The 23,814-nt window shown below is 72.4% G+C and carries 20 protein-coding genes; 14 read left to right on the top strand and 6 right to left on the bottom strand.

Annotated elements, in window-relative coordinates; genetic code table 11:
- Positions 1-9 precede the first annotated feature (9 nt).
- Positions 10-3,243, bottom strand: coding sequence for a cytochrome P450 (locus ACFYO9_RS06960; protein WP_358774415.1), 3,234 nt, complete (start codon positions 3,241-3,243; stop codon positions 10-12).
- Positions 3,244-3,469: 226 nt separating this feature from the next.
- Here ACFYO9_RS06960 and ACFYO9_RS06955 point away from each other — a divergent pair, with 226 nt between their 5' ends.
- The 4 genes from ACFYO9_RS06955 (at position 3,470) to crcB (ACFYO9_RS06940) (ending at position 6,222) form a co-directional block, all read left to right on the top strand.
- Complete coding sequence (locus tag ACFYO9_RS06955) at positions 3,470-4,198, top strand: PAS domain-containing protein (RefSeq protein WP_355806712.1); 729 nt, start codon at positions 3,470-3,472, stop codon at positions 4,196-4,198.
- A 63-nt stretch (positions 4,199-4,261) separates the two neighbouring features.
- Positions 4,262-5,356: a M20 family metallopeptidase gene (locus tag ACFYO9_RS06950; RefSeq protein ID WP_355807204.1), complete on the top strand. Its 1,095-nt coding sequence runs from the start codon at positions 4,262-4,264 to the stop codon at positions 5,354-5,356.
- A 9-nt stretch (positions 5,357-5,365) separates the two neighbouring features.
- Positions 5,366-5,851: a fluoride efflux transporter CrcB gene (gene crcB / locus ACFYO9_RS06945; protein WP_358774417.1), complete on the top strand. Its 486-nt coding sequence runs from the start codon at positions 5,366-5,368 to the stop codon at positions 5,849-5,851.
- Positions 5,848-6,222 carry a fluoride efflux transporter CrcB gene (gene crcB, locus ACFYO9_RS06940; RefSeq protein WP_358774419.1) on the top strand — a complete coding sequence of 125 codons (375 nt, stop codon included), beginning with the start codon at positions 5,848-5,850 and terminating at the stop codon, positions 6,220-6,222. Before crcB (ACFYO9_RS06945) ends, crcB (ACFYO9_RS06940) begins: the two co-directional genes overlap by 4 nt.
- A gap of 52 nt (positions 6,223-6,274) precedes the next feature.
- On the opposite strand, the gene ACFYO9_RS06935 is transcribed toward crcB (ACFYO9_RS06940), so the two are convergent.
- The 3 genes from ACFYO9_RS06935 to ACFYO9_RS06925 form a co-directional block, all read right to left on the bottom strand.
- Positions 6,275-6,838, bottom strand: coding sequence for a dihydrofolate reductase family protein (locus ACFYO9_RS06935; protein ID WP_358774549.1), 564 nt, complete (start codon positions 6,836-6,838; stop codon positions 6,275-6,277).
- Between the two features lie 146 nt (positions 6,839-6,984).
- Entirely contained in the window at positions 6,985-7,332 is a 348-nt protein-coding gene (locus ACFYO9_RS06930) for a tetratricopeptide repeat protein (protein WP_355809827.1), read from the bottom strand.
- A 62-nt stretch (positions 7,333-7,394) separates the two neighbouring features.
- Positions 7,395-7,817 (bottom strand): MarR family transcriptional regulator, encoded by a 423-nt coding sequence (locus ACFYO9_RS06925; RefSeq protein WP_358774421.1) that lies wholly within the window; start codon positions 7,815-7,817, stop codon positions 7,395-7,397.
- A gap of 211 nt (positions 7,818-8,028) precedes the next feature.
- Between ACFYO9_RS06925 and eno the strand changes: the two genes are divergently transcribed.
- Together eno and ACFYO9_RS06915 are read left to right on the top strand one after the other, a co-directional pair.
- The gene (gene eno, locus ACFYO9_RS06920; RefSeq protein ID WP_358774422.1) at positions 8,029-9,366 is read left to right on the top strand and encodes a phosphopyruvate hydratase; all 1,338 of its coding nucleotides are present in this window, start codon (positions 8,029-8,031) and stop codon (positions 9,364-9,366) included.
- Between the two features lie 122 nt (positions 9,367-9,488).
- The gene (locus ACFYO9_RS06915; protein WP_358774424.1) at positions 9,489-11,474 is read left to right on the top strand and encodes an acyl-CoA dehydrogenase; all 1,986 of its coding nucleotides are present in this window, start codon (positions 9,489-9,491) and stop codon (positions 11,472-11,474) included.
- Between the two features lie 81 nt (positions 11,475-11,555).
- Here ACFYO9_RS06915 and ACFYO9_RS06910 read toward each other — a convergent pair whose 3' ends face one another.
- Entirely contained in the window at positions 11,556-12,158 is a 603-nt protein-coding gene (locus ACFYO9_RS06910) for a hypothetical protein (protein ID WP_358774426.1), read from the bottom strand.
- Positions 12,159-12,472: 314 nt separating this feature from the next.
- Here ACFYO9_RS06910 and ACFYO9_RS06905 point away from each other — a divergent pair, with 314 nt between their 5' ends.
- From ACFYO9_RS06905 to ACFYO9_RS06885, 5 genes are all read left to right on the top strand, one after another.
- Positions 12,473-13,966, top strand: a complete 1,494-nt coding sequence (locus ACFYO9_RS06905) for a hypothetical protein (protein ID WP_358774427.1) — start codon at positions 12,473-12,475, stop codon at positions 13,964-13,966.
- A 169-nt stretch (positions 13,967-14,135) separates the two neighbouring features.
- Positions 14,136-14,588 (top strand): hypothetical protein, encoded by a 453-nt coding sequence (locus ACFYO9_RS06900; RefSeq protein WP_358774429.1) that lies wholly within the window; start codon positions 14,136-14,138, stop codon positions 14,586-14,588.
- A 171-nt stretch (positions 14,589-14,759) separates the two neighbouring features.
- Entirely contained in the window at positions 14,760-15,707 is a 948-nt protein-coding gene (locus tag ACFYO9_RS06895) for an endo-beta-N-acetylglucosaminidase H (protein WP_358708423.1), read from the top strand.
- A 344-nt stretch (positions 15,708-16,051) separates the two neighbouring features.
- On the top strand, positions 16,052-16,648 hold the full coding sequence (locus ACFYO9_RS06890; protein ID WP_358774551.1) for a M15 family metallopeptidase: 597 nt from the start codon (positions 16,052-16,054) through the stop codon (positions 16,646-16,648).
- Between the two features lie 89 nt (positions 16,649-16,737).
- Entirely contained in the window at positions 16,738-17,874 is a 1,137-nt protein-coding gene (locus ACFYO9_RS06885; protein ID WP_358774430.1) for an endonuclease/exonuclease/phosphatase family protein, read from the top strand.
- A gap of 1 nt (position 17,875) precedes the next feature.
- Here the strand turns inward: ACFYO9_RS06885 and ACFYO9_RS06880 are convergent, their stop codons facing one another.
- Positions 17,876-18,355 carry a hypothetical protein gene (locus ACFYO9_RS06880; protein WP_358774433.1) on the bottom strand — a complete coding sequence of 160 codons (480 nt, stop codon included), beginning with the start codon at positions 18,353-18,355 and terminating at the stop codon, positions 17,876-17,878.
- A gap of 595 nt (positions 18,356-18,950) precedes the next feature.
- On the opposite strand from ACFYO9_RS06880, the gene ACFYO9_RS06875 reads away from it, so the two are divergent.
- From ACFYO9_RS06875 to xdhC, 3 genes are read left to right on the top strand one after another with little or no spacing between them, the layout of a single operon-like run.
- Entirely contained in the window at positions 18,951-20,483 is a 1,533-nt protein-coding gene (locus ACFYO9_RS06875) for an FAD binding domain-containing protein (protein ID WP_358774435.1), read from the top strand.
- A complete protein-coding gene (gene xdhB, locus ACFYO9_RS06870; RefSeq protein WP_358774436.1) occupies positions 20,480-22,930 on the top strand; it encodes a xanthine dehydrogenase molybdopterin binding subunit in 2,451 nt (816 codons plus the stop codon). Before ACFYO9_RS06875 ends, xdhB begins: the two co-directional genes overlap by 4 nt.
- A gap of 1 nt (position 22,931) precedes the next feature.
- Positions 22,932-23,741 (top strand): xanthine dehydrogenase accessory protein XdhC, encoded by an 810-nt coding sequence (gene xdhC / locus ACFYO9_RS06865; protein WP_355809824.1) that lies wholly within the window; start codon positions 22,932-22,934, stop codon positions 23,739-23,741.
- Positions 23,742-23,814 lie beyond the last annotated feature (73 nt).

The following is a 23,814-nucleotide window of genomic DNA, read 5'->3' as shown; positions in this document are numbered from 1 at the left end:
CGGGAGCGGTCAGCCGCCGGCGTAGACGTCCTCGACGTAGCGCCCCTTCGCGACCAGCTCCCGCCACCACGCCTCGGCCGCGCCCGCGTCACCGCCGGTGAACTTCGTGTGCAGCCCCTTGAACGCCTCGCGGACCCCCGGCGCCATCCGCGCCCCGTCACCGCACACGTACACCCGGCCGCCCGACTCGAGCAGCTCCCAGACCTCGTCGGCCTCGGCCGCGATCCGGTGCTGGACGAAGAGCAGGTCGTTCTCGGGCGCACGGGAGAACGCGGGGCGCATCGACACCGCGCCCTTGCGCTCCGCCTCCGTCAGCTCCGCGCGGTGCAGATAGTCCACGTCGGGGTGGTCGCAGCCGAAGTAGAAGAGCGCGGGCGCGAGTTGGCCACCGCCGCGCAGCCGCTCCACCCGGTCGGCGATGACGCCGCGGAACGGCGCGAGCCCCGTGCCCGCGCCCACCATGATGAGCGGAGCCGGTGCGTCGGCCGCGATCCGGAAGTCGTCCCGGCAGGGCTGCACGCGCGCGTGCAGGATGTCGCCGGGCCGCAGACCGTGCAGGTACGAGGAGCCGGTGCCGCGGAACGTGCCGTGCCCGGCGCGGTCCGGCGCCGAGAGCAGCGAGACCATCAGCTCGGCGTGGCCCGGCGCGACGGCGGGCGACGACGAGATCGAGTAGTGGCGCGGCCGGATCGGCGGCAACAGGTCGAGCACCACCGGCCACGCCAACTGCCCGCGCAGCGCCGGGTGGTCCTCGACCAGATCGAGCAGGTTGCCCCGCCGCGCTGCCAACGCTCCGGCGTCGCCCGCCAGTTGCCGCAACGCTGTCTGCTCGGGCGGGCACGGGTTGTGCTCGGCGAGCAGCGCCACCTGCGCGGCGCTCGGGGCGTCCCGCAACTCCACGTACCGGCCGAGGAGTTCACGGACGGCGACCGGGCGGTCGAGCGGCAGGGTGGTGCGGCCGGGCCGGTGCGCCCGGATGTTGAGGACCGCGTCCAGGCCGACCCCGAAGGCGGCCGCGGCGCGCTCGACCGTCGCGGGGTCGTTGACGGGCAGGACGGCGAGGTGGTCGGCGGTGCGGTAGGCCGTCCCGTCGGGCAGCGCCACCCGCAGGAACCGCTTCGCGCGGGCCAGCGGATGGGCGAGGTCGACGAGGTCGGCGCTCTCCGTGACCGTCATGGGCAGGGTGCCGTGCCGGGCGTCCAGCGCGTCCAGCGGACCGCCGCACACCTCCACGACGTCGTACGTCCTGGCCGGGGCAGTGGCGCCGGCGGCCCCGACGCTCTCCGGGTCCCCGTACCGCCGCAGCAGCGTGGCACGGAGCGCCGCGGTGAAGCGGTCCACCGACCCGGCGAGGTCCCCGGAGGCGTCGGCCTCGGCGCGCTCCAGGAGACGGGTGGCGCCCGCCGCCGCGAGCCGGTCGTCGATGAGGGTCGGCACCCGCTGGTAGGTCGCGGACCAGTTGCGGTCCCCGACGCCGAGGACCGCGTACGGCACACCGGCGGCGGCGTCCGGCGCGGCCCCCTCCAGCCAGGACACGAACGCGCCCGCGTCGTCGGTGGGCCTGCCGTTGTAGGAGGCGGCGACGATCACCACGGGGGAATCGGCGTCCCACGCGCCCGCGGCCTCGTCGAGCGGCGCGACGCGCACGTCGAAGCCCAGGTCGGCGGCGAGTTCACCGAGCTGCTCGGCGTAACCGCGGCACGTCCCGAAGTTGGAACCGTGCAGCAGCGTCAGGGCGGTGCCGGGAAGAACCCGTGTCGGCAGACCGTCGTCCGGCGCCGCGGCCTGCGACTCCGCGCCCGCACCGCCGGTGAGGCTCCGCGCGCGGTCCTGCGGGGTGCGCGCCGCGAGGGTCATGGTGAAGCCGTCGGGCTTGAGGGTGAGGGTCTCCTTGACCTTCAGGCGGTAGTCGGCGTGGTCGAGGAACCGGTAGCGGTGCACCAGCATGCCGAGCAGCATGGTGGCCTCGTGCAGCGCGAACTGCCGCCCGATGCAGGCGCGTTCACCCGTGCCGAACGGCTTGTACGCGTGCGGGGAGCGGGCCGCCTCGGCCTCTGGCGCGAAGCGGTCCGGGTCGAACTCCTCCACGTTGTCGCCCCAGACCGGGTCGCGGTGCAGCATCGGCGTGAGCACCACGACGCTCTGGCCCGCCCTGACCGGGTGGCGTCCGCCGAGGGTCGTGTCGACGCGGGCCCGGCGCTGGAACGCGGGGGCGGTGGGCCACAGCCGCAGCGCCTCGTTGAGCACCTGGCGCACATAGCGCAGCCTGCCCACGTCCTCGTACGTCGGCTCGGGGTCGGGGTCGGCGCCCCACACCGCGTCCACCTCGGCCTGCGCGAGGTGCAGCACGGCGGGGTTCTTGACCAGGTGGTGCAGGGCGAAGGCGAGGGTGCCCGAGGTCGTCTCGTGGCCGGCGATGAGGAACGTGATGACCTGGTTGCGGATGTTCGCCTCGTCCAGGACCTCGCCGCTCTCGGGATGCGGCGAGTTCAGCATCAGGCCGAGCAGGTCGTCGGTGGAGGTGTCGCCGGACGCCTTGCGGGTCTCGATCACCTCGTCGACGACCTGGGCGAGGAAGGCCGCGTCGGCCTCGAACGCCGCGTCCTCCTGCCCGTACTCCCCGGCGGGGTTGCGCGCCAGCTTCGCCTGACTGTGCGCCAGGCCCCGTACGAGCGCCTGCACGAAGGGGTGCGGATCGGCGCGCCCGAACGACTCGAAGTCGTAGCCGAAACCGGCCAGGCCGATGGTGTCCAGCGTCATCCTGGTCATGTCCTCCGAGACCTCCACCGGCCCCGACACGGCGGCGCCGGGCGCGAACCGGCCGTCCCAGGAGGCGATGAGGCGCCGGGCCACGCGCAGCATGTGCGGGTGGTACGTCCGCATCGAGTTCATGGCGAAGGCGGGGAGCAGGATGTCGTGCGCCTTGGCCCAGTTGGGCTCGTCGTCGTACGCCGTGAAGAGGCCGTCACCGGCGATGCCGCGCACGTTCTCCAGCGCAGGCCCGATGCCCTTGGCGAACCGGGTCTCGTCGGCGAGCTCCTCGACCAGCTCCAGCGAGCTGACCCAGACGGTCTCGCGCCCGTGGTAGCGGCGGACGTAGAACGGGCCGTGCCGCCGCGCGAGGTCCACGGACTGCTGGATCGGGGTGGCTGTGGGCCCGGCCGCCGTCACGTCGACGGTGGGCAGTACGAGGTCGGGGTGGTCCCGCAGACCGCAGATCTCGACGGTGTGTTCTTCGCTCATCGGCCAGTGCCTCTTCCCGTGGACGCAGGGGAGTTGAGCGCCCGGAAGTGGGGCGCCGCTCCTACCGTGGCCCGCCCCGGCGCGCGATCCGGCCCGAGAACTACATAATCTTGTAGGGGTCTTTTCCGTCCCGGCGCTTGCGCGTGGAGTGCGGAACTGTGCGGGTGGCGGTGTGGGCCGGTCCTGGTGTGCGGGAGGTGCGCGATGTGTGCGGGAAGTGATGCATGTGAGTGACACGGGCGAAGCGTGCGACGGCCCCGGCGACGGGGCGGAGAAGGTCGCCGACGCGGCCGTCTGGCGGGGCCGCTTCCTCAGCCTGCTCGACCGTTCCCCCACCCCGACCGCCATCGCGGGCGCCGACGGTCTCGTCTCCGTCGCCAACCCGGCGTTCGCCGCGGCCCTGGGCCTCCAGCCGGGCCGCGTCGCGAACCGGCTGCTGCTCGAACTGCTCACGCCCACCAACGAACGGCAGCTCCGCAAGCTCGACGAGGCCATGCGCTCCGGGCGCAGATCCCGTTACCCCGTCGAGGCGACGTGGCGGGTGCGGGGCGCGGCCCGGCACGGCCAGGTGACCGTCGAACCGGTCACCGACCCGCTGGAGGAGACCCCGCCCCTGCTGGTGACGTTGCGCGTGGCCGAGGAGCGGGCGGAGCCGCCGGGCGACGGCACCACGGCCGGCGCGGACAGCGCGGGGGCGGAGCTCGCCCACCCCGCCCTGAGCGCGCAGGAGGCCCGCGTCCTGCGCCTGGTGGCCGGCGGCGCCACGACATCGGTCGTGGCGCGCACGGTCGGGATCGGCGTCGACGGCGTCAACTACCACCTCACGCGGCTCTGCCGGCGCCTCCAGGCCCCGAACCGTACGGCGCTGGTGGCGCGGGCGTACGTACTGGGGCTCCTGGACCCCGCGGCCTGGCCGCCGAAGGTGGCGGCGCCCGTCGCACGCCGCGGGCCGTGATCAACCGCCGCGTATTCTTGCGGCGTGACGCACCACAAGGCAGCCGACGTGCACGTCGACGCGATGATCGATGACCTCAGGACGCTGGTCGAGGTGGAGTCGCCCTCCCGCGACGTCGACGCCCTGACCGCCTCGGCGCACGCCGTCGCCGCGGTCGTCGAGAAGCGGCTCGGCGGACGGGCCGTGCTCGTGGACAGCGAGGCCGGGCCGCACGTGCACTGGTCGGGCGGGGGTGACCCCCGGGTACTCGTCCTCGGCCACCACGACACGGTGTTTCCGCTCGGCACCCTCGCGCGCCGCCCCTTCAGGGTCGAGGACGGGCACGCGACAGGACCCGGGGTCTTCGACATGCTGGGCGGTCTCGTGCAGGCCGTCCACGGACTCGCGGCGCTCGACGACCTGACCGGCGTCGAGATCCTGGTGACCGCCGACGAGGAGGTCGGCTCCCGCACCTCCCGCGCCCTCATCGAGGAACGCGCCCTCGCCTGCGGCGCCGCCCTGGTCTTCGAGGGCGCGGCCGAGGGCGGCGGACTCAAGACAGGGCGCAAGGGGTGCGGGACGTTCGAGGTGACCGTCACCGGCCGCGCCGCGCATGCCGGACTCGAACCCGAGGCGGGCGTCAACGCCCTCGTCGAGGCGGCACACCAGGTCCTCGACATCGCGGCGCTCGGGCGCCCCGACATCGGCACCACCGTCACGCCGACCGTCGCCTCTGCTGGCACGCTGGACAACGTGGTCCCCGCCGAGGCGGCGATCGTCGTCGACGTCCGCGTCGCGACGGGCGCGGAGAAGGAGCGCGTCGAGTCCGCGTTCGCGGCCCTGACGCCGCACCTCGACGGCGCGCACCTCACCGTCCGCGGCTCCGTCGGACGCCCTCCGATGCCCGAGTCCGCGGCGGCCGAACTCTTCGCCGTGGCGCGGCGACTGATGCCCGGCGTGGAAGGCCGGTCGGTCGGCGGCGGGAGCGACGGCAACTTCACGGCCGCGCTCGGGGTGCCGACGCTGGACGGTCTCGGCGCCGTCGGGGGAGGGGCCCACGCCGACCACGAGTACCTGGTGGTGTCGGCCATGGCGGAGCGCGCGGAGCTCGTCACCGGCCTCGTACGCGCCCTCCAGGACCGGCCCGGCGGCGCGGTGTCCGGCCGGGCCGCCGGATAGCGTGGACCCATGCGAGCTGAACGGCCCGGGTCGGCGGACGAACCCACCGACCCGGACATCGATCTGTCCGTGGCCGCGCAGCGCCGCGAACTGACGCACGGCCAGGGGCAGATCATCGCGGTGGTCTCCCTCGGCGGCGGCCTGGGCGCGGCCGCCCGCTACGCGGCGTCCGAGATCTGGCCGACCGCCTCCCTCACGTTCCCCTGGACGACCCTCCTGGTGAACGCCGCGGGATGCGCGGCGATCGGCGTGCTCATGGTGCTGGTCACGGAGGCGCGGACGGCACACCGCCTGGTGCGGCCGTTCCTCGGCACCGGCGTCCTCGGCGGTTTCACCACGTTCTCGACGTACGCGGTGGACATCGAGCGCCTGATCCGCGAGGGCCACCCCCGCACCGGAATCGCCTATCTGGTCCTGACCCTGCTGGCGGCCCTCGCGGCGGTCCGGTGCGCGGCGTGGACGACGCGCCGCGCGGTGGCGTGGAGGCGGACATGAACTGGCTGCTCGTCATCGTCGGCGGCATGATCGGCGCCCCCCTGCGCTACCTCACGGACCGCGCCGTGCAGAAGCGGCACAGAACGGACTTCCCCTGGGGCACGTTCACGGTCAACGCGGCGGGCTGTCTGGTCCTCGGCCTGCTCACCGGGGCGGTCACGGCGGGCGCCGCGACGGCTCAGACGCACTTGTTCCTCGGCACGGGCCTGTGCGGGGCGCTGACGACGTACTCGACGTTCTCGTACGAGACCCTGCGCCTGGCCGAGCGCGGCGCGGGCGTCAAGGCAACGGCCAACGCCCTGGGCAGTGTGGTGGTGGGCCTGGGCGCGGCCTTCGCGGGGGTCGCGGTGGCGGAGGCCATCTGGCGGTGAGGTGGACGGGTGTTGCGGCGGCCGGGGGAAAGCGCTGTGTCCGCCGGTGTGCTCAGCCGCCGAGTTCGTAGCGGAGCAGGACGACGCCGTTGCCGAAGGTGTGGGTTCCGGCGAGACGCAGGTCCGTCTTGAGGTCCGCCGGCCGGAACATCGGCTTGCCTCGGCCGATCAGCACCGGGTGGACGTAGACGTGGATCTCGTCGACCAGTCCCTCGCGCAGGAACGTCGAGGCGAGGTCCGCCCCTCCCACCACCACGTCCCCGTTCGCCTTCTCGCACAGCGCCCGGATCTCTTCGGGGACCACCTCGCGCACGATCGTGGTGTTCCAGTCGGCCCGTTCCAGCGTCCGGGAGAACACGTACTTGGGCATGGTGCGCCAGATGGGGGCGAACTCCCGCATCGCCTCGGTGAACCCCGGCTCGTCGTCCGCGGTCGGCCAGACCGAGGCCATCAGCTCCCAGGTGACGCGCCCCTCGAAGAACGCGCCCATGCGGGCCGCCTTCTCGTTGAAGTGGCGGTGCAGTTCGTCGTCGACCAGGCTCCAGTCGAGGTCGCGTTCCGGCCCCTCCATGAAGCCGTCCAGGGACACGGACATCATCCAGATGATCTTGCCCATCGCGGTCCTCACCGTCATCCGTGCCCGCCGCTGCCGCAGTGGCGGGTCGTACGGATGACGGTAGAGGGTGCGGGTCCCACGTGCCCGTCACGGACGCACGGCCGCCCTTCCCGTCACGGACGCACGGCCGTCCGCCCGTCACGGACTCACGGTTGGCCGGTGTCCCCGGTCAGTGCGGCCGCCATCCGCAGGTGCGGCCGCGCGTCGTCCGGGCGGCCCTGCCGCTGCAACGTGCGCCCCAGCATGAGCCGGGCGTAGCTCTCCACCGGGTCGAGTTCGAGGACCTCGCGCAACGCGGCCTCGGCGCGCCCCAGTTGGGCCGAGTGGTAGTAGGCGCGGGCCAGCAGCAGACGCGGGGCCACCTGCTCCGGCACCTCGTCGGCCAGGGTGACCAGGACGCGCGCCGCCGTCGCGTACTCCTTGGCCTCGAAGAACAGCCGCGCCCGCTCCCAGCGCTCCGCCGGCGTGCCGTGGCCGTAGTACGTCGTGTCCACTGTTCGCTCCACTGTCTGCCTCCTTCGAGGCCTGCAACAGAGCCGTGTGGTTGAAAATTCCACTAGTGCGTGGCGAGTCGCTCCAGCAGCGTCGCACTCCGCGCGAGCAGCTCCCGCTCCTCGTCGTCGAGTTCGGCGTCGATGGCCTGCGCGAGCCAGCCGACCCTGCGGCCGCGCTCCGCGTCGAGCGCCGCCCGCCCCGCGTCCGACAGCTCGACCAGGGACTTGCGGCCGTCCGTGGGGTGCGCCCGGCGCGTGACCAGGTCCTGTTCCATGAGCAGCCCCACCGCCCTGGCCATCGACTGGGGGCGCACGCGCTGGTCGGCCGCGAGGTCGCTGGTGGTCATGGCGCCGTCGCGGTCGAGCGCGCCGAGCACCGCGACCTGGCCCAGGGGGATGCGGTCCTCGTGCTTGACGCGTCGGGTGAGCTTGCCCATCGCCGTGCGCAGTTCGGCGGCGATGGCGGCGGCTTCCGAGGTGGGCATACGGCACTTTAGCCCGTCGCCCGGCGCCGCCGTGCGGCTGACCTGCACGGCTGACCTGCGCGGCTTCCTCCGGCGCGGTCCCGTACCCCCGATGGTCAGCAATGCTGTGCAGCAAAACTGAACAGCATTGCTGTAGGGTTCAGGATCGTCGGACCCAGCGCCAGCGTCGTCGCAGCCGGGGCCCGGCACCACGACAACGGGAAGGACTCCCATGTCACCCGCCTCACCCCTGTCCGCCGAACGAGCCGGTTCCGTCGGCACCGCCATCCACACCGCCATCGACACCGTCCTCGCCCGCCGCATCATCGACAGCCGGGGCAACCCCACGGTCGAGGTCGACGTCGTCCTCACCGACGGATCCCTGGGGCGCGCCGCCGTCCCCTCCGGGGCCTCCACCGGCGCCCGGGAAGCCGTGGAGCTGCGCGACGGGGACCCCGCGCGCTGGCACGGTAAGGGCGTCGACCGCGCGGTGGCCCACGTCAACGAGGAGATCGCGGCGTCCGTACGCGGACGGGACGCGACGGACCAGGCGGGTCTCGACGCCGTACTGATCGACCTCGACGGCACCCCCGCGAAGTCCCGGCTCGGCGCCAACGCGATCCTCGGCGTCTCCCTCGCCGCCGCCAAGGCCGCCGCTGCGGCCCACCGCCGGCCCCTCTACCGCCACCTCGGCGGCGCCGACGCCCACCTCCTGCCGCTGCCGATGATGAACATCGTCAACGGCGGTGCCCACGCCGACAATCCGCTGGACTTCCAGGAGTTCATGATCGCGCCCGTGGGCGCCGACACCTTCGCCGAAGCCGTCCGGATGGGCAGCGAGGTCTTCCACACGCTGCGCCGGGACCTGTTGCGCGCCGGGCACGCCACGGGCGTCGGCGACGAGGGCGGCTTCGCGCCCGCGCTGCGCACCGCCGAGGAGGCCCTCGACTTCGTGATGTCCGCCATCGAGCGCTCCGGCTACCGTCCCGGCGCCGACATCGGCCTCGTCATGGACCCGGCGTCCTCGGAGTTCTTCCGCGACGGCGTGTACGAGTACGTGGGGGAGGGGGTGCGCCGCACGCCCTCCGAGCAGGCCGACTACCTGGCGAAGCTCATCGACGCCTACCCGGTCGTCTCCATCGAGGACCCGATGGCCGAGAACGACCTGGACGGCTGGCGGGAGCTGACCGCCCGCGTCGGCGCCCGCTGCCAGCTCACCGGCGACGACGTCTTCTGCACCAACGAGACGCTGCTGCGCGAGGGCATCCGTACCGGCGTCGGCAACTCGGTCCTGGTCAAGGTCAACCAGATCGGGACCCTGACCGAGGCGCTCGCCGCCGTCGCCACGGCACACGAGGCGGGCTGGACGGCCGTCATGTCGCACCGCTCGGGCGAGACGGAGGACACCACCATCGCGGACCTGGCGGTGGCGACCGGCTGCGGTCAGATCAAGACGGGTTCGCTCTCCCGCTCCGACCGCACCGCCAAGTACAACCAACTGATCCGGATCGAGGAGGAGTTGGGCGACTCGGCACGTTTCGCGGGCCGCGCGGCGCTGCGGCAGGCCTGACCTCGCGGGCGCCCGTACGGTCCGTACGCGTCCGTACACGGTCGTGCGCGCCCGTACACGTCGTACGCGTCCGTACGGGCAAGCCCCGCTTTGATCTTCCCGCGACCGGGTAGCCGTCCGACATGGTCACCGACAACGCCGACAACGCCGACAAGGGCGACAGCGCCGACTCCCCGAGCGGCTACGTGCAGCCCGTCATCGACACCCAGGCCCTCGCCGAGCTGCTCGACGGCGAGTACGCCGAGGTCCGCCGCCTCGTCCGCACCAACCTGGTGGCGTACGCCGACGTCCTGGAGGAGGCGGAGCAGCTCGGCTTCGACGCGTTCCGCGAGCGCGTGCGCGAGATCGTCGTCGAGATGGCGGCCACCGGCCAGACCGGCATGGGGTTCCCCAAGGAGTACGGCGGTGGCGGCGACGTCGGCGCGTCGATCGCCGCGTTCGAGACGCTCGCCTTCGGCGATCTGTCGGTCCTGGTCAAGGTCGGCGTGCAGTTCGGGCTCTTCGGCGGCGCGATCCTGCAGCTCGGCACCGAGCACCACCACAAGACCTATCTGCCGGACGTGGTGACCGGGAAGCTGATGGGCTGCTTCGCGATGACCGAGACCGGCCACGGCTCCAACGTCCAGGCGCTCGGCACGGTGGCCCGGTACGACGCCGGGACCCAGGAGTTCGTCATCACCACCGGCGACGACCAGGCGCGCAAGGACTACATCGGCAACGCGGCCCGGCACGCCGAGGTGGCGGTCGTCTTCGCCCAGCTGGAGGTGGGCGGGGAACGCCGGGGGGTGCACGCCTTCGTCGTACCGATCCGCGTCGGCGGGCAGCCGGCCCCCGGCGTACGGATCGAGGACGACGGCCGCAAGATGGGCCTCAACGGCGTGGACAACGGCCGGATCTGGTTCGACGGCGTGCGCGTGCCGCGCGAGGCACTGCTCAACCGGTTCGCCGACGTCACCGCGGAGGGCGTCTACCGGAGCCCGATCGACAACCCGAACCGCCGCTTCTTCACCATGCTCGGCACCCTCGTGCAGGGCCGGGTCAGCGTCGCGGGCGGCGCCGTCAACGCCGCCAAGGTCGCCCTCGCGATCGCTACCAAGTACGCGCTCCGGCGACGGCAGTTCGAAGCGGCCTCGGACGCCGACGAGCAGGTGCTCCTCGACTACGGCATGCACCGGCGCAGGCTGCTCCCGCTCATCGCCCGCACCTATGCGCTGCACTTCGCGCAGGACATCACGCGTACCCAGCTGCACGAGGTCTTCTCGGGGATCGCGGACGACGAGCAGGCGCGGCGGGAGCTGGAGGCGCGGGCCGCCGGCATCAAGGCGCTCGGCACCTGGCACGCGACGCGGACGATCCAGGAGTGCCGCGAGGCGTGCGGCGGCGCCGGGTATCTCGCCGTCAACCGGTTCGCCGCGCTGAAGGCCGACAGCGACGTCTTCGCGACGTTCGAGGGCGACAACCACGTGCTGCTGCAACTGGTGGCCAAGGGCCTGCTCACGCACCACGCGAGCGAGTTCGAGAGCATGGACCAGCTCGGCATGGTCCGCTACGTCACGAACCTCGCCGTCGAGACGGTCATCGAGAAGTCCTCGGCCCACAAACTCCTTGAACGGGTACGGGACTTGCTGCCCGGCGGCGACGAGTGGGACCAGGAGGCGGGCCTCCTCGACTCGGAGTACCACCTCGCCATGCTCCGCTTCCGCGAGGAGCACATGCTGGCCGGCGCGGCGCGGCGGCTCAAGCGCGGGATGGACCAGAAGGGCCACCCCGGCGTCGTCTTCTCGCAGGTGCAGGACCACGTCATCGCGGTGGCCCACGCGCACGTCGAACGGCTGGTCCTAGAGGCCTTCGTGGCGAAGGTGCAGGGGCTGCCCGACGGTGACCACAAGGTCGCCCTCGGGTTGCTGTGCGACCTGTTCGCCCTCTCCACCATCGAGGCGGACCGCGCCTGGTTCATGGAGCACGGCCGGCTGACCGTGCAGCGTTCCAAGGCGATCCGCCGCGAGGTGAACGACCTCTGCGCCAAGGTCCGGCCCATCGCGGCCGAACTCGTCGACGCCTGGGGCATCCCGCGGGAGATGCTGCGCGCGCCCGACCTGGTGGGCTGAGGCGCTTCCCCCGACTCGCCGACTCACTGACTCCGTGACGTCGACTCCCTGACGTCCCGACGGTCGGCCGCTCGGAGCGGGTCAGCTGATGCGCGTGGCGACCGAGGCGGTGTTGTTGCCCGTGTTGGTCTCGCGGCTGGTGGTGCCCGCCTCGCTGCGCAGGTGGACCGTGCCTCCGCCGTAGGAGGGGCCCTTGCCCGCGATGTCCAGGCGGACGGCCGCGCCGGGCTTGAGGTCGCCCAGGTCGGCGATCAGGGAGCCGCCGGGGGTGTAGGTGGCGGAGCCCTGGCTGACCCGGTCGGCGACGTGCGTGATGCCGTTGGGGAGCGTGGTGGTCAAATTGACCTTGTTCGCCGTGCTCTTGCCGACGTTGGTGACCACGACCTGCCAGACGCGCTCCTGGTTGTGGTCGATGTGCTGCGGGCCCGTCGCGGTGACCTTGAGGTCGGCGCCGGCCTTCGGCCGGGGGTACTGGTAGTAGTCCTGGTTCCAGTGCCCGCCGATCCAGGCATCGCCGTAGTGGCCGTCGTATCCGGAGGAGGGGGCGGGCGGCTTCGGGGCGGCGGGAGCGGGGGAGGCCGGGGCGGCGGAGGCCGGGGCGGCCGAGGCGACGGCGAGGGCGGCTCCGGCGGCGACGAGAGCCGTGAGGGCGCCGGCCGTGCGCCGGGTGCGTGAGGAGGACATCCGAGCGGACCTTCCATGAGGACGGGGGATGAGGACGGGGAGGGGGGAAGCGCGCGTCGCTGAGCGCCTCTGCAACAAGAACAACACGGACATCTCGCTCCTCTTGTCACTGCAGGTCCCGTCCTTGCCGGTAGAAGGTCCCGAGAGTGCGCGGGCCTACAGGGCCTCCCTTTCGGCGGACGGCAGGTTCCCCCTGCGACGGCCGTTCAGCGCGTGTACAACCATCGGTGGCCTCCGCGTGTCTCGCAGGTGAACGTCACCCGCGCGCACGCGTCCCGACATCGCTCGCGATCGCTCGCGCCCAAGGAGGAACCGTGGGCATCCGCCGACCCGCTCTCTCGACCGCCGTGGCCGCCGCCCTGATCGGCACGCTCGGCGTACCGGCCGCCGCGTCCGCCGCAGCCGGCACGTCCGGCACGTCCGCCAAGGCCGGCGCCGTCACCGTGCGCGAGGACTTCGACGGCGACGGCCACCAGGACGTCGCCGTCGCCGCGCCCGGCGCGACGGTCGGCGGCCACGTGTGGGCCGGCTACATCACGGTCAGCTACGGCTCGGCCCAGGGCCTCGACCCGGCCCGCACCACGGTCATCACCCAGGACACCCCGGGCGTGCCCGGCGACTCGGGCGACAACCAGGTCTTCGGCTACACGCTGGTCGCCCGCGACCTCGACGGCGACGGCCTGACCGACCTGGCGGCGGTCGCCCGCGGCTACCGCCCCGACAACAACGTCAGCGGATCGGTGATCGTCCTGTGGGGCCGCACGACCGGCATCTCCGGCGAGGGCGCCGTCCGCGTCGCGGCGCCGGCGAACGCCGAGGTCGGCGACGACCTCACCGCGGGCGACTTCGACGACGACGGGCACCAGGACCTGTTCCTGCGCAACGGCGAGGACTACGACTACCACGACGTGCTCTACGGCCCCTTCACCCGGAGCGGCGCCCCCGCGCGCGAGCAGCAGGTGCAGGTGTACAGCACCGACAATTCCATCAACTCGACGGCCGCGGGCGACTTCAACGGCGACGGCATCGAGGACCTCGCGACCTTCTATGTCTACGAGAACCACGCCGAGGGCGGCAAATTGTGGCTCGGCACCAGGACCGGTCTCTCCACGGTCCCGCAGCGGCTGAACTCCGCGTCGAGCACCGCCGTCGCCGACTTCGACCGGGACGGTTACGCCGACCTCGCCACGCGGATCTTCCCGGGCGGCGACACCGAGGGCACCGAGGAGGACTTCGGCACCGTCAAGATCTACTACGGCTCGGCGTCCGGCCCCAGCCAGACCCGTACGCAGACGATCACGCAGAACACCGCGGGCGTGCCCGGCGTGAACGAGAAGGGCGACCAGTTCGGCGGCCGGCTGAGCGCGGGCGACGCGAACGGCGACGGCTACCCCGACCTGGCCGTCGGCGTCCCCGGCGAGGCGATCGGCACGAAGAAGAAGGCCGGCGCGGTCGTCCTGCTCAAGGGCGGCGGGAGCGGTCTGACCGGCAGGGGCGCGCAGGCGTTCCACCAGGACACGGCGGGCGTGCCGGGTGTCGCGGAGTCCGGCGACGTGTTCGGCGCGTCGGTACGGCTGCTCGACACGACCGGCGACGCCAAGGCGGACCTCGTCGCGGGCGCGCCGGGCGAGAACCTGGACTCCGTCGTGAACGGCGGCGCGGTGTGGCTGCTGCGGGGCGCCGCGGGCGGCCTGACGGCCACGAAGTCGACGGCGCGGAACCCGAAGGACATCGGGGCACCGGCGGCGAAGGCGCTGTTCGGCGAGAACCTGAGCGGGGACAACGGGCCGGGAACGGTGATCCCGTAGGGTTCGCGGCCTCCTCGCCGCGGGGGTGGGCGGCCCCGACGTTCACGGGGGCGGACGGTCCGGACCTTCGGGGGGTGCGCGACCCGGACGTACACGTGTGAGCAGCTCTGACGTACACGTGTGAGCAGCCCGGCGTCGCCCCCAAAACGGCCCGCATTATCTTGTCCTGATGCAGCCACAGCAGGACCACACGCCCCCGCCCCACCCGGCGCCCGCGCCCTCGACCCCGCGACCGCGCCCCCGCACCACGACGGTGGCCGTGTGGCTCGCCGCGGGACTCGTCGTCGGGGCGGGCGCGGTCGGAGCGGCGTGGGCGCTCAGTGACGACGACGTGTCACCGGAGGGCGGCACCGCCGCCGGGGACGCACGCGCCGCCTGCCAGGCGCTCGACGGCTTCGACGAGGCGAAGTACACGGCCAAGGGGCCGGCCGGCGAGATCGCCGTGGGCCGCTACAACGCGGCGGGCGCCTTCTCCGCGTCGGCCGCGGCGGGCGACGCGCGGTACAAGCCCCTGGCCCAGGCCATACGCCGCTCGCAGGAGCGGCACGCCAAGGTCTTCCGCTTCGACGCGACGGCGAAGCGGGACTTGGCCGAGGCCCGCGGGATCTGCCGAGACCTGTAGTCCCGCCGGGCGACGACCGGAGCGACGCCCGGGGCGCGAGGTGCGTGGACATCGTGAAGAATTCGCGTACGAATATCGGGGTTCGGTCACAGGAGCGCAAAACTCGGAGGGCTCACTCGGCGCTTTCGAACAGGTCGGGCGCCGACCCATGCGATGGGAGACCGATCAACGATGTTCACTCTGGTACGGAGCAGAGCGCGGACCGCCGCGCTCGCGCTCTCGGCCGTCGCGGCCCTCGCCTTCGGCACGACCGCAACAACCGGCGCGGCAGCGGCCCCTGCCCCCGCTCCCAACCCCGCTCCCGCCCCCGTTTCCGCGAAGCAGGGGCCGACCTCGGTGGCGTACGTCGAGGTGAACAACAACAGCATGCTGAACGTCGGCAAGTACACGCTCGCCAACGGCGGCGACAAGGTCTTCGACGTCGCCGTGATCTTCGCGGCGAACATCAACTACGACACCGGCAAGAAGGCGGCATACCTGCACTTCAACGAGAACGTGCAGCGCGTGCTCGACAACGCCGCCACGGAGATACGGCCGTTGCAGCAGAAGGGCATCAAGGTCGTCCTCTCGGTGCTCGGCAACCACCAGGGCGCCGGCTTCGCCAACTTCCCGTCCAAGCAGGCCGCTTCGACCTTCGCGAAGCAACTGTCGGACACCGTCTCCAAGTACAAGCTCGACGGCATCGACTTCGACGACGAGTACGCCGAGTACGGCAACAACGGCACCGGCCAGCCCAACGCCAGTTCGTTCGTGCATCTGGTGACGGCGCTGCGCGCGAACATGCCGGGCAAGATCATCAGCCTCTACAACATCGGCCCGGCCGCGTCCCGCCTCTCCTACGGCGGCGTCGACGTCTCATCCAAGTTCGACTACGCCTGGAATCCGTACTACGGCTCCTGGCAGGTCCCCGGCATCTCGCTGCCCAAGTCGAAACTGTCGCCCGCGGCCGTCGAGATCGGCGGGACGTCACAGGGCACCGTCGCCGACCTCGCCCGCCGCACCGTCGACGAGGGCTACGGCGTCTACCTGACGTACAACCTCGACGGCACCGATCGCAGCGCCGATGTCTCCGCGTTCACCAGGGAGTTGTACGGCAGTGACGCCGTCTACACCCGGTAGGGCGAGCGCACGCGGCGGCGTGCGGTAGCAATACGGAAGGTGCAGGCCGCGCTTCTGACAACGATGTCGGGGGCGCGGCCGTCTGCTGGTGTGTGTCCATCTGCGGCCGGGCGCCCGGGCGTTGACGCCCCGCAGCTCGGTCCGAGGCTACGAGTCGGGACCTATCGTCGGCGTATCCAAATCCGCATACGGGGCGGCAACACCGGGCTGCCTTGACTGGCGGTATGACTCGAACACCACCTTCGGTACGGACGGGGACCAGCGAGGTTCGCCAGGTTCGCAGGGTTCGCCGGGTTCAGGGGGCGACGGCCGTCGGCCTGGTGATCGTCGGCCTGGTGGTCGTCATGGCGGCGATCACCGCGGTCATCGGCCCCCGGCTATGGAACGCCTGGCCGCCGACGTCGTCCTCGGGCGCCTCGTCGTCCGCCTCGGACGCGTCGCTCCCCAATGCGCCGCGCGGGCAGCTCGGCGGCGGTCGGCTCGGCGCGGCCGACGGCGCCGTATCCGGCGACGTGACCGTCTTCGACGAGGGGACCCCGGCCGTGGCCCGGCTCGATCCGGAGCTGCTCACGGCGCTCCGCCGCGCCGCGACGGCCGCGAAGGACGACGGGGTCGACTTCCACGTCAACAGTGGCTGGCGCTCCCCGGCGTACCAGAACCAGCTGCTCCGCGAGGCGGTCGCGAAGTACGGGTCCAAAGAGGAGGCCGCCCGATGGGTGGCCACCCCGGAGACCTCTCCGCACGTGTCGGGCGATGCGGTCGACATCGGGCGCTCCGAGGCCACGGGCTGGCTGTCGCGGCACGGTGCCGCGTACGGGCTGTGCCAGATCTACGACAACGAGCCCTGGCACTACGAGGTGCGTACGGACGAGGTCTCGACCGAGGGCGGTTGCCCGCGCAGGTACGCCGACGCGACACACGACCCGAGGATGCGGCACTGAGCGCGGCGGCCGCCGAGATGCCCGTGACGAACCCAATCGACAGCGAACGCCAGCAATCGACAGCGAGTGACAGTGAACGAGGACGAACGATGACGCAGGTGGAGACGGCGGAGGCCGGACAGAACGGCGCGGTGGACACGGGTGCGACCCACACGGGTACGACCGACACGGGCGCGACCGACCCCGGAGCGCCAGGCACCGGAGCCGACAGGCCCCGCTCCAAGCGATGGGCGGCGCTCACCGCCCTCTCCCGGCCGGGCCCGTGGAGACGCGGCCTGGTGCTCGCGGCGCTCGCGCTCGTCCTCGGCCTGCTCATGATCCTTCACGCGCAGATCACGGACCGCCGCGGCATCGGCAGTCTGGTGGAGACGTTCCTGCCGTGGTTCGGTCTTTTCGTCCCGGTGCTGCTCGCCGCCGCGTTGTGGCGCCGCTCGGCCTCCGCGGTGATCGCGCTGCTGGTGCCGGCCGTGACGTGGCTGAGCCTCTTCGGCGGGCTGCTCGGCGACAAGTCCCACCAGGCCGGTGACCTCACCGTGGTCAGCCACAACGTCGGCGCCGAGAACCCCGACCCGGCCGGCACCGCCCGTGACCTGGCAGCCTCGGGGGCGGACGTGCTGGCCCTGGAGGAGATCAGCTCGCAGGCCCGGGGCACGTACGAGAAGGAGTTGGCGACGGCGTACCCGCACCACACGGTGCAAGGCACGGTCGGGCTGTGGAGCAAGCGGCCGCTGTCGGAGATCCGCACGGTCGACGTCGCGATGCAGGGCATGGCAGGGCCGCTGGCGGAGCACCTGACGGCCGAGGAGAGGAAGGCCACGCCCCGGGCGCTGCGGGCCACGGTGGCCACGGACCGGGGGCGGCTCGCGGTGTACGTGGCGCATCTGGGGTCCGTACGCGTGAACCCCGGGTCGGGCTTCGCGACGGGGCAGCGGGACGCCGGCGCGCGATCACTGGCGAAGACCCTGGCCGCCGAGCGGAACGAGCGGGTGGTGCTGCTCGGCGACCTGAACGGCACGATGGACGACCGCGCCTTCGACGGGGTCACCGCGCAGCTGGACTCGGCCCAGGAGAAGGCCGGGGACGGCTTCGGCTTCAGCTGGCCGGCGAAGTTCCCGATGGCGCGGATCGACCAGATCCTGGTCAGGGGAGTGGAGCCGGCGAGCTCGTGGGTGCTGCCCGCCACCGGCAGCGACCACTTGCCGGTGGCGGCCGGCCTCGACTGGTGACTCAGCTGGGCCCGGTGCCGCCGTCGCCGTTCAGTACGGCGCCGAACGCCTCGATCGTGCGGCGGCGCGCGGTGAAGAAGGCGAGCCAGCTGCCGTCCGCGTAGTGCACCCGGAAGCGGGCCATGAGCTGCAGGCGCCGACGGCGCTCCACCCGGGCGACCCAGGTGCGGGGGACCTCCCACACGGGAGCGCCGTCGTGCACCCCCACGAGGCCGACCCGCTGGTCCGTCACCCGCATCAGCAGCGCGCCGGACGTGGGCGGCATGGCCGCGGCGATGCTCTGCGCGCCGCCGGCCTCGGCTCCGTACCGGTGCATCAGATGGTCACCGAGCATGCCGCCGACCTTGCCGTGCTTGCCGTACTTGATCTTGACACCCTCGGCGCCCTTCACCGGGACGACGATGCCGTACGCGAGGAGCTGCTCGCCCGGCGCCAACTGGCTGAGGGCGGACTGCTGTTGGACGGACAGGACTTCGGTCATGACGGTGCTTCCCCGTGATTTCGTTGACTCCGACGGAAGATCGTATAGGTCGAAGTTCCCGTGGCGGACGGCGCCCCCGTCGTCCCGGTGGGCAGGAGCGGACCCCTTGACCTGGCCGTCCCCGGCGCACTAGCTTGCGGTAGCCACGGACCACCGACGCCCGGAAGGAGGCGACCAGCGGATGTACACCAGCTCTGACCTCGGTCGCCTCGCCCAGTGCACCGCCTGGGTCCCGGGCCGGATCGCGCACGGCTGCTGAACGGGCCCTGCCGCGCACGGCTGTTGCACGGCCCCGTGCCCCGCACGGCTGCTGACCGCGCCGTACCCGACTGTCGCTGAGCGAGCCGTTCCGCCGGTCACCTCCGCTGCACACCCCAGGTCCCGCCGGGTTCTCCGGGCTCCAGCAGTTCCCAGCCGGGCCACCCGGCGCTCCTAGGTCCCGGTTCCTTCGGGGGCCGCTCCCACCCATCGGCACGCCGCCCTCGCGTGCCGTTCCGCGCCGCTCCCTGCCCCGCGGCGCGTCCGGACACAGAAAGTCTCCGACCTTGGTGAACAACATGAAACGACCGATCACGCACCGCATCGAAGGCCCGTCATGACAGAAGCGCGGATCACCGTCAACGGGAAAGAGACCCCCCTCTTCCCCGCCACGCCCCACACCACGGCACTGGACTTCCTGCGCGAGCGCGGCCTCACCGGCACCAAGGAGGGCTGCGCCGAGGGGGAGTGCGGCGCCTGTTCGGTCCTGGTGGCCCGGCCCGGTGTGCACAAGCCCACCGACTGGGTGGCGGTCAATGCCTGCCTGGTCCCGGCCGCCGCGCTCGACGGCCAGGAGATCGTCACCTCCGAGGGCCTCGCCACCGGCGGCGAAGCCGGCACGCCGCCCGCCCTGCACCCGGTGCAGGAGGAGATGGCGGTCCGCGGCGGTTCCCAATGCGGCTACTGCACACCGGGGTTCATCTGCAGCATGGCGGCCGAGTACTACCGCCCCACGCGCTGCGCCCACGCCGGTACGGACCAGACGCAGAACGCTGAGCAGACGGAGCACACGGAGCTCTCTGAGTTCACGGAGAACGCTCAGCACCCGGAGCAGGCGGACGCCGAACACGGGCCCAACGGCTTCGACCTGCACGCCCTCAGCGGCAACCTGTGCCGCTGCACCGGCTACCGCCCCATCCGTGACGCCGCGTTCGCCGTCGGGACGCCCGCCGATGACGACCCGCTGGCGCTCCGCCGCGAACAGGCACCGCCCGCCCCGGTCGCCACCGAGTACGCCGGGGACGACGGGGTGTTCCTGCGCACGAACACCCTCGCCGAGACCCTCCACCTGCTGCGCGAGCGGCCCGACGCGGTGATCGTCGCCGGCTCCACCGACTACGGCGTCGAGGTCAACATCCGCTCCCGCAGGGCGGATTGCGTGATCGCCGTCGACCGGCTGCCCGAACTGCGGGAGCTGCGCGTCGCGTCGGACCACATCGAGATCGGCGCCGCGCTGACGCTCACCGAGATCGAGCGCCGGCTCGACGGCGACGTACCGCTGCTCGCCGAGCTCTTCCCGCAGTTCGCGTCCCGGCTGATCCGCAACGGCGCGACCCTCGGCGGCAACCTCGGCACCGGCTCACCCATCGGTGACAGCCCGCCGGTGCTGCTCGCGCTGGAGGCGTCGGTGGTGCTCGCCGACGCCGACGGGGAGCGAGAGGTCCCGCTCGCGGAGTACTTCACCGGCTACCGGCAGAGCGTGCGCCGCCCCGGCGAGCTGATCCGCGCGGTGCGCGTCCCGCTGCCGCTGTCGAAGGTCACGGCCTTCCACAAGATCGCCAAGCGGCGCTTCGACGACATCTCCAGCGTGGCGGTGGCCTTCGCGCTCGACATCGAGGACGGCACCGTACGCAAGGCGCGCATCGGCCTCGGCGGCGTCGCCGCCACCCCGATCCGCGCCCTCGCGGCCGAGGCCGCCCTGGAGGGCGAGGCGTGGACGGCCCGGACCGCCGAAGCCGCGGCCCAGGTGCTGCGGGCCCAGGGCACACCGATGAACGACCATCGCGCCAGCGCCGGATATCGCTCCGCGATGCTGGGCCAGAGCCTGCTCAAGCTGTACGCGCAAACCACTGAGGCGGTGCCGTCATGAGCCAGTTGTCCGAGCGTCCCGAGAAGTCCGTCGTCGGTCTCCCGATGCCGCACGAGAGCGCGGTCCAGCACGTCACCGGCACCGCGCTCTACACCGACGACCTGGTGCACCGCACCAAGGACGTGCTGCACGCGTACCCGGTGCAGGTCATGAAGGCCCACGGCCGGATCACCGCGCTGCGCACCGCGCCCGCGCTGGCCGTGCCCGGCGTCGTCCGGGTGCTGACCGGCGCCGACGTGCCCGGCGTCAACGACGCAGGGATGAAGCACGACGAACCGCTCTTCCCCGACGTGGTCATGTTCCACGGCCACGCCGTCGCCTGGGTGCTCGGCGAGACCCTGGAGGCGGCACGGCTCGGCGCCGCGGCCGTCGAGGTGGAGCTCGACGAACTGCCCTCCGTGGTCACGCTGCAGGAGGCCATCGCCGCGAACAGCTTCCACGGCGCACGGCCCGTGATGGTGACCGGCGACGTCGACTCCGGGTTCGCCGACTCCGCGCACGTGTTCACCGGCGAGCTGCACTTCTCCGACCAGGAGCACTTCTACCTGGAGACGCACGCGGCGCTCGCGCACATCGACGAGGCCGAGCAGGTCTTCGTGCAGAGCAGCACCCAGCACCCCTCGGAGACCCAGGAGATCGTCGCGCACGTGCTCGGCCTGCACAGTCACGAGGTGACCGTGCAGTGTCTGCGGATGGGCGGCGGCTTCGGCGGCAAGGAGATGCAGCCGCACGGCTTCGCGGCCGTCGCCGCGCTCGGCGCCAAGCTGACGGGACGGCCGGTCCGGCTGCGGCTCAACCGCACCCAGGACCTGACCATGTCCGGCAAGCGGCACGGCTTCCACGCCGACTGGAAGATCGGCTTCGACGCCGACGGCCGCATCCGGGCCCTGGAGGCCACGCTCACCGCGGACGGCGGCTGGAGCCTTGACCTGTCCGAGCCGGTGGTGGCCCGCGCGCTGTGCCACATCGACAACACGTACTGGATCCCCAACGCCCGCGTCGCCGGCCGCATCGCCAAGACCAACAAGGTCTCCAACACCGCCTTCCGCGGCTTCGGCGGACCGCAGGGCATGCTCGTGATCGAGGACATCATGGGCCGCTGCGCCCCGCTCCTCGGCCTCGACTCCATGGAACTGCGCGAGCGCAACTTCTACGGGGAGGGCCAGGTGACGCCGTACGGGCAGCCGGTCCGCCAGCACCGGAGGATCGCCGCCGTCTGGGAGAAGGTCCAGGAGAACGCCGGCATCGCCGACCGCAGGCGCGAGATCGCCGCGTTCAACGCCGCGCACCCGCACACCAAGCGGGCGCTGGCGGTCACCGGCATCAAGTTCGGCATCTCGTTCAACCTCACCGCCTTCAACCAGGGCGGCGCGCTGGTGCTGATCTACAAGGACGGCTCGGTCCTGATCAACCACGGCGGCACCGAGATGGGCCAGGGCCTGCACACCAAGATGCTGCAGGTGGCCGCGACCACCCTGGGCATCCCGCTGCACAAGGTGCGCCTGGCCCCGACCCGTACCGACAAGGTCCCCAACACCTCGGCCACCGCGGCGAGCGCGGGCGCCGACCTCAACGGCGCCGCGGTCAAGAACGCCTGCGAGCAGCTGCGCGAGCGGCTGCTGCAGGTGGCCGCGACCCGGCTCGGGTCGAGCGCGGCGGACGTCCGCATCGTCGAGGGCGTCGCGCGCGCCCTGGGCAGCGACGCGGAGGTGGCCTGGGACGACCTGGTGCGGACCGCGTACTTCCAGCGGGTCCAGCTGTCGGCCGCCGGTTTCTACCGGACCGAGGGCTTGCACTGGGACGCGAAGACGTTCCGGGGCTCGCCGTTCAAGTACTTCTCCCACGGCGCGGCCGCGGCCGAGGTCGAGGTGGACGGCTTCACCGGCGCGTACCGCATCCGGCGCGTGGACATCGTGCACGACGTCGGCGACAGCCTGTCGCCGATGATCGACGTCGGTCAGGTCGAGGGCGGGTTCGTGCAGGGCGCCGGCTGGCTGACCCTGGAGGACCTGCGCTGGGACACCGGCGAGGGACCGAACCGCGGCCGCCTCCTGACCCAGGCCGCCAGCACCTACAAGCTGCCGAGCTTCTCGGAGATGCCCGAGGAGCTGAACGTGACGCTCCTGGAGGACGCCACCGAGGAGGGCGCGGTCTACGGCTCCAAGGCGGTCGGCGAGCCCCCGCTGATGCTGGCGTTCTCGGTACGCGAAGCGCTGCGGCAGGCGGCCGGCGCGTTCGGTCCGGCCGGGGTGAGCGTCGAACTGGCCTCGCCCGCGACACCGGAGGCGGTCTTCTGGGCGATCGAGGCGGTACGAGAGGACGGCGCCGCCCACGCGGGCGTGGCCGTCGACGGTGGCGCGGGCGCGGGCATGGGCACGGGCACGGGAGCCGGGCGGGCCGCCGACGGCACGCTCCGTACCGACGCGACAGCGTTGAACGGTGCCTGACATGACATGGATCGCCGCGGTCGCGCGGTTGCGGGCACGCCGGGAGTCCGGCGTACTGGTGACCGTCGCGACCGTGCGCGGCCACGCGCCGCGCGACGCCGGCGCGAAGCTCGTCGTCGGGCGGACGCGGACGTGGGGGTCGATCGGCGGCGGCAACGTGGAGGCCGTCGCGATCGACCGGGCCAGGGAGATGATCCAAGTGGCCAAGCCGGAGCCGGAGTTGCTGGACTTCGCCCTGAACGACAAGGTGACCAACCAGCACGGTGTGCAGTGCTGCGGCGGCACGGTATCAGTGCTGCTCGAACCGCTGCCGGTGGTACGGGCCGTCGCGGTCTTCGGCGTCGGGCACGTCGGGCTCGAACTCGCGCGCATCCTGGCGCGTCAGGACATCGACCTGCATCTGGTCGACACCCGCGCGGAGTTGCTCGCCGAGCAGCGGCTCGCGCCGCTGGCCGACGCGGTGGCGCAGGTGCACGTGCACCACACGCCGCTGCTGCCCGAGGAGGTCCTGGAGGAGCTGCCGCCCGGCACCCACGTCCTGATCATGACGCACGACCACGCCGAGGACGCCGCGCTGTGCGACGCCGCCCTGCGCACGAGCCATCTCGGCTCCATCGGCCTGATCGGGTCGGCGGCGAAGTGGGTGCGGTTCCGCAAACGGCTTGCCACGGAGGGCGGTCACGACGACGCCACCATCGACCGGATCAAGACCCCGATCGGGCTGACGGACGTGACCGGGAAGGAGCCCGCGACGATCGCCGTGAGCGTCGCCGCGGACCTGCTGCGGACCTTCGAGTCGGAGGTGTGCTGACCGGTTTGCCCGCGGGTGGGGAATGGCGTGCCGATCAGGGTGTCACGGTCCAGATCAGGCGTGACCGTCCCGC

This window comes from Streptomyces sp. NPDC005863 (assembly GCF_042871345.1).
In the GTDB taxonomy this organism is placed as follows: Bacteria; Actinomycetota; Actinomycetes; order Streptomycetales; family Streptomycetaceae; genus Streptomyces.
This window is presented reverse-complemented; position numbering and strand designations above follow the sequence as displayed.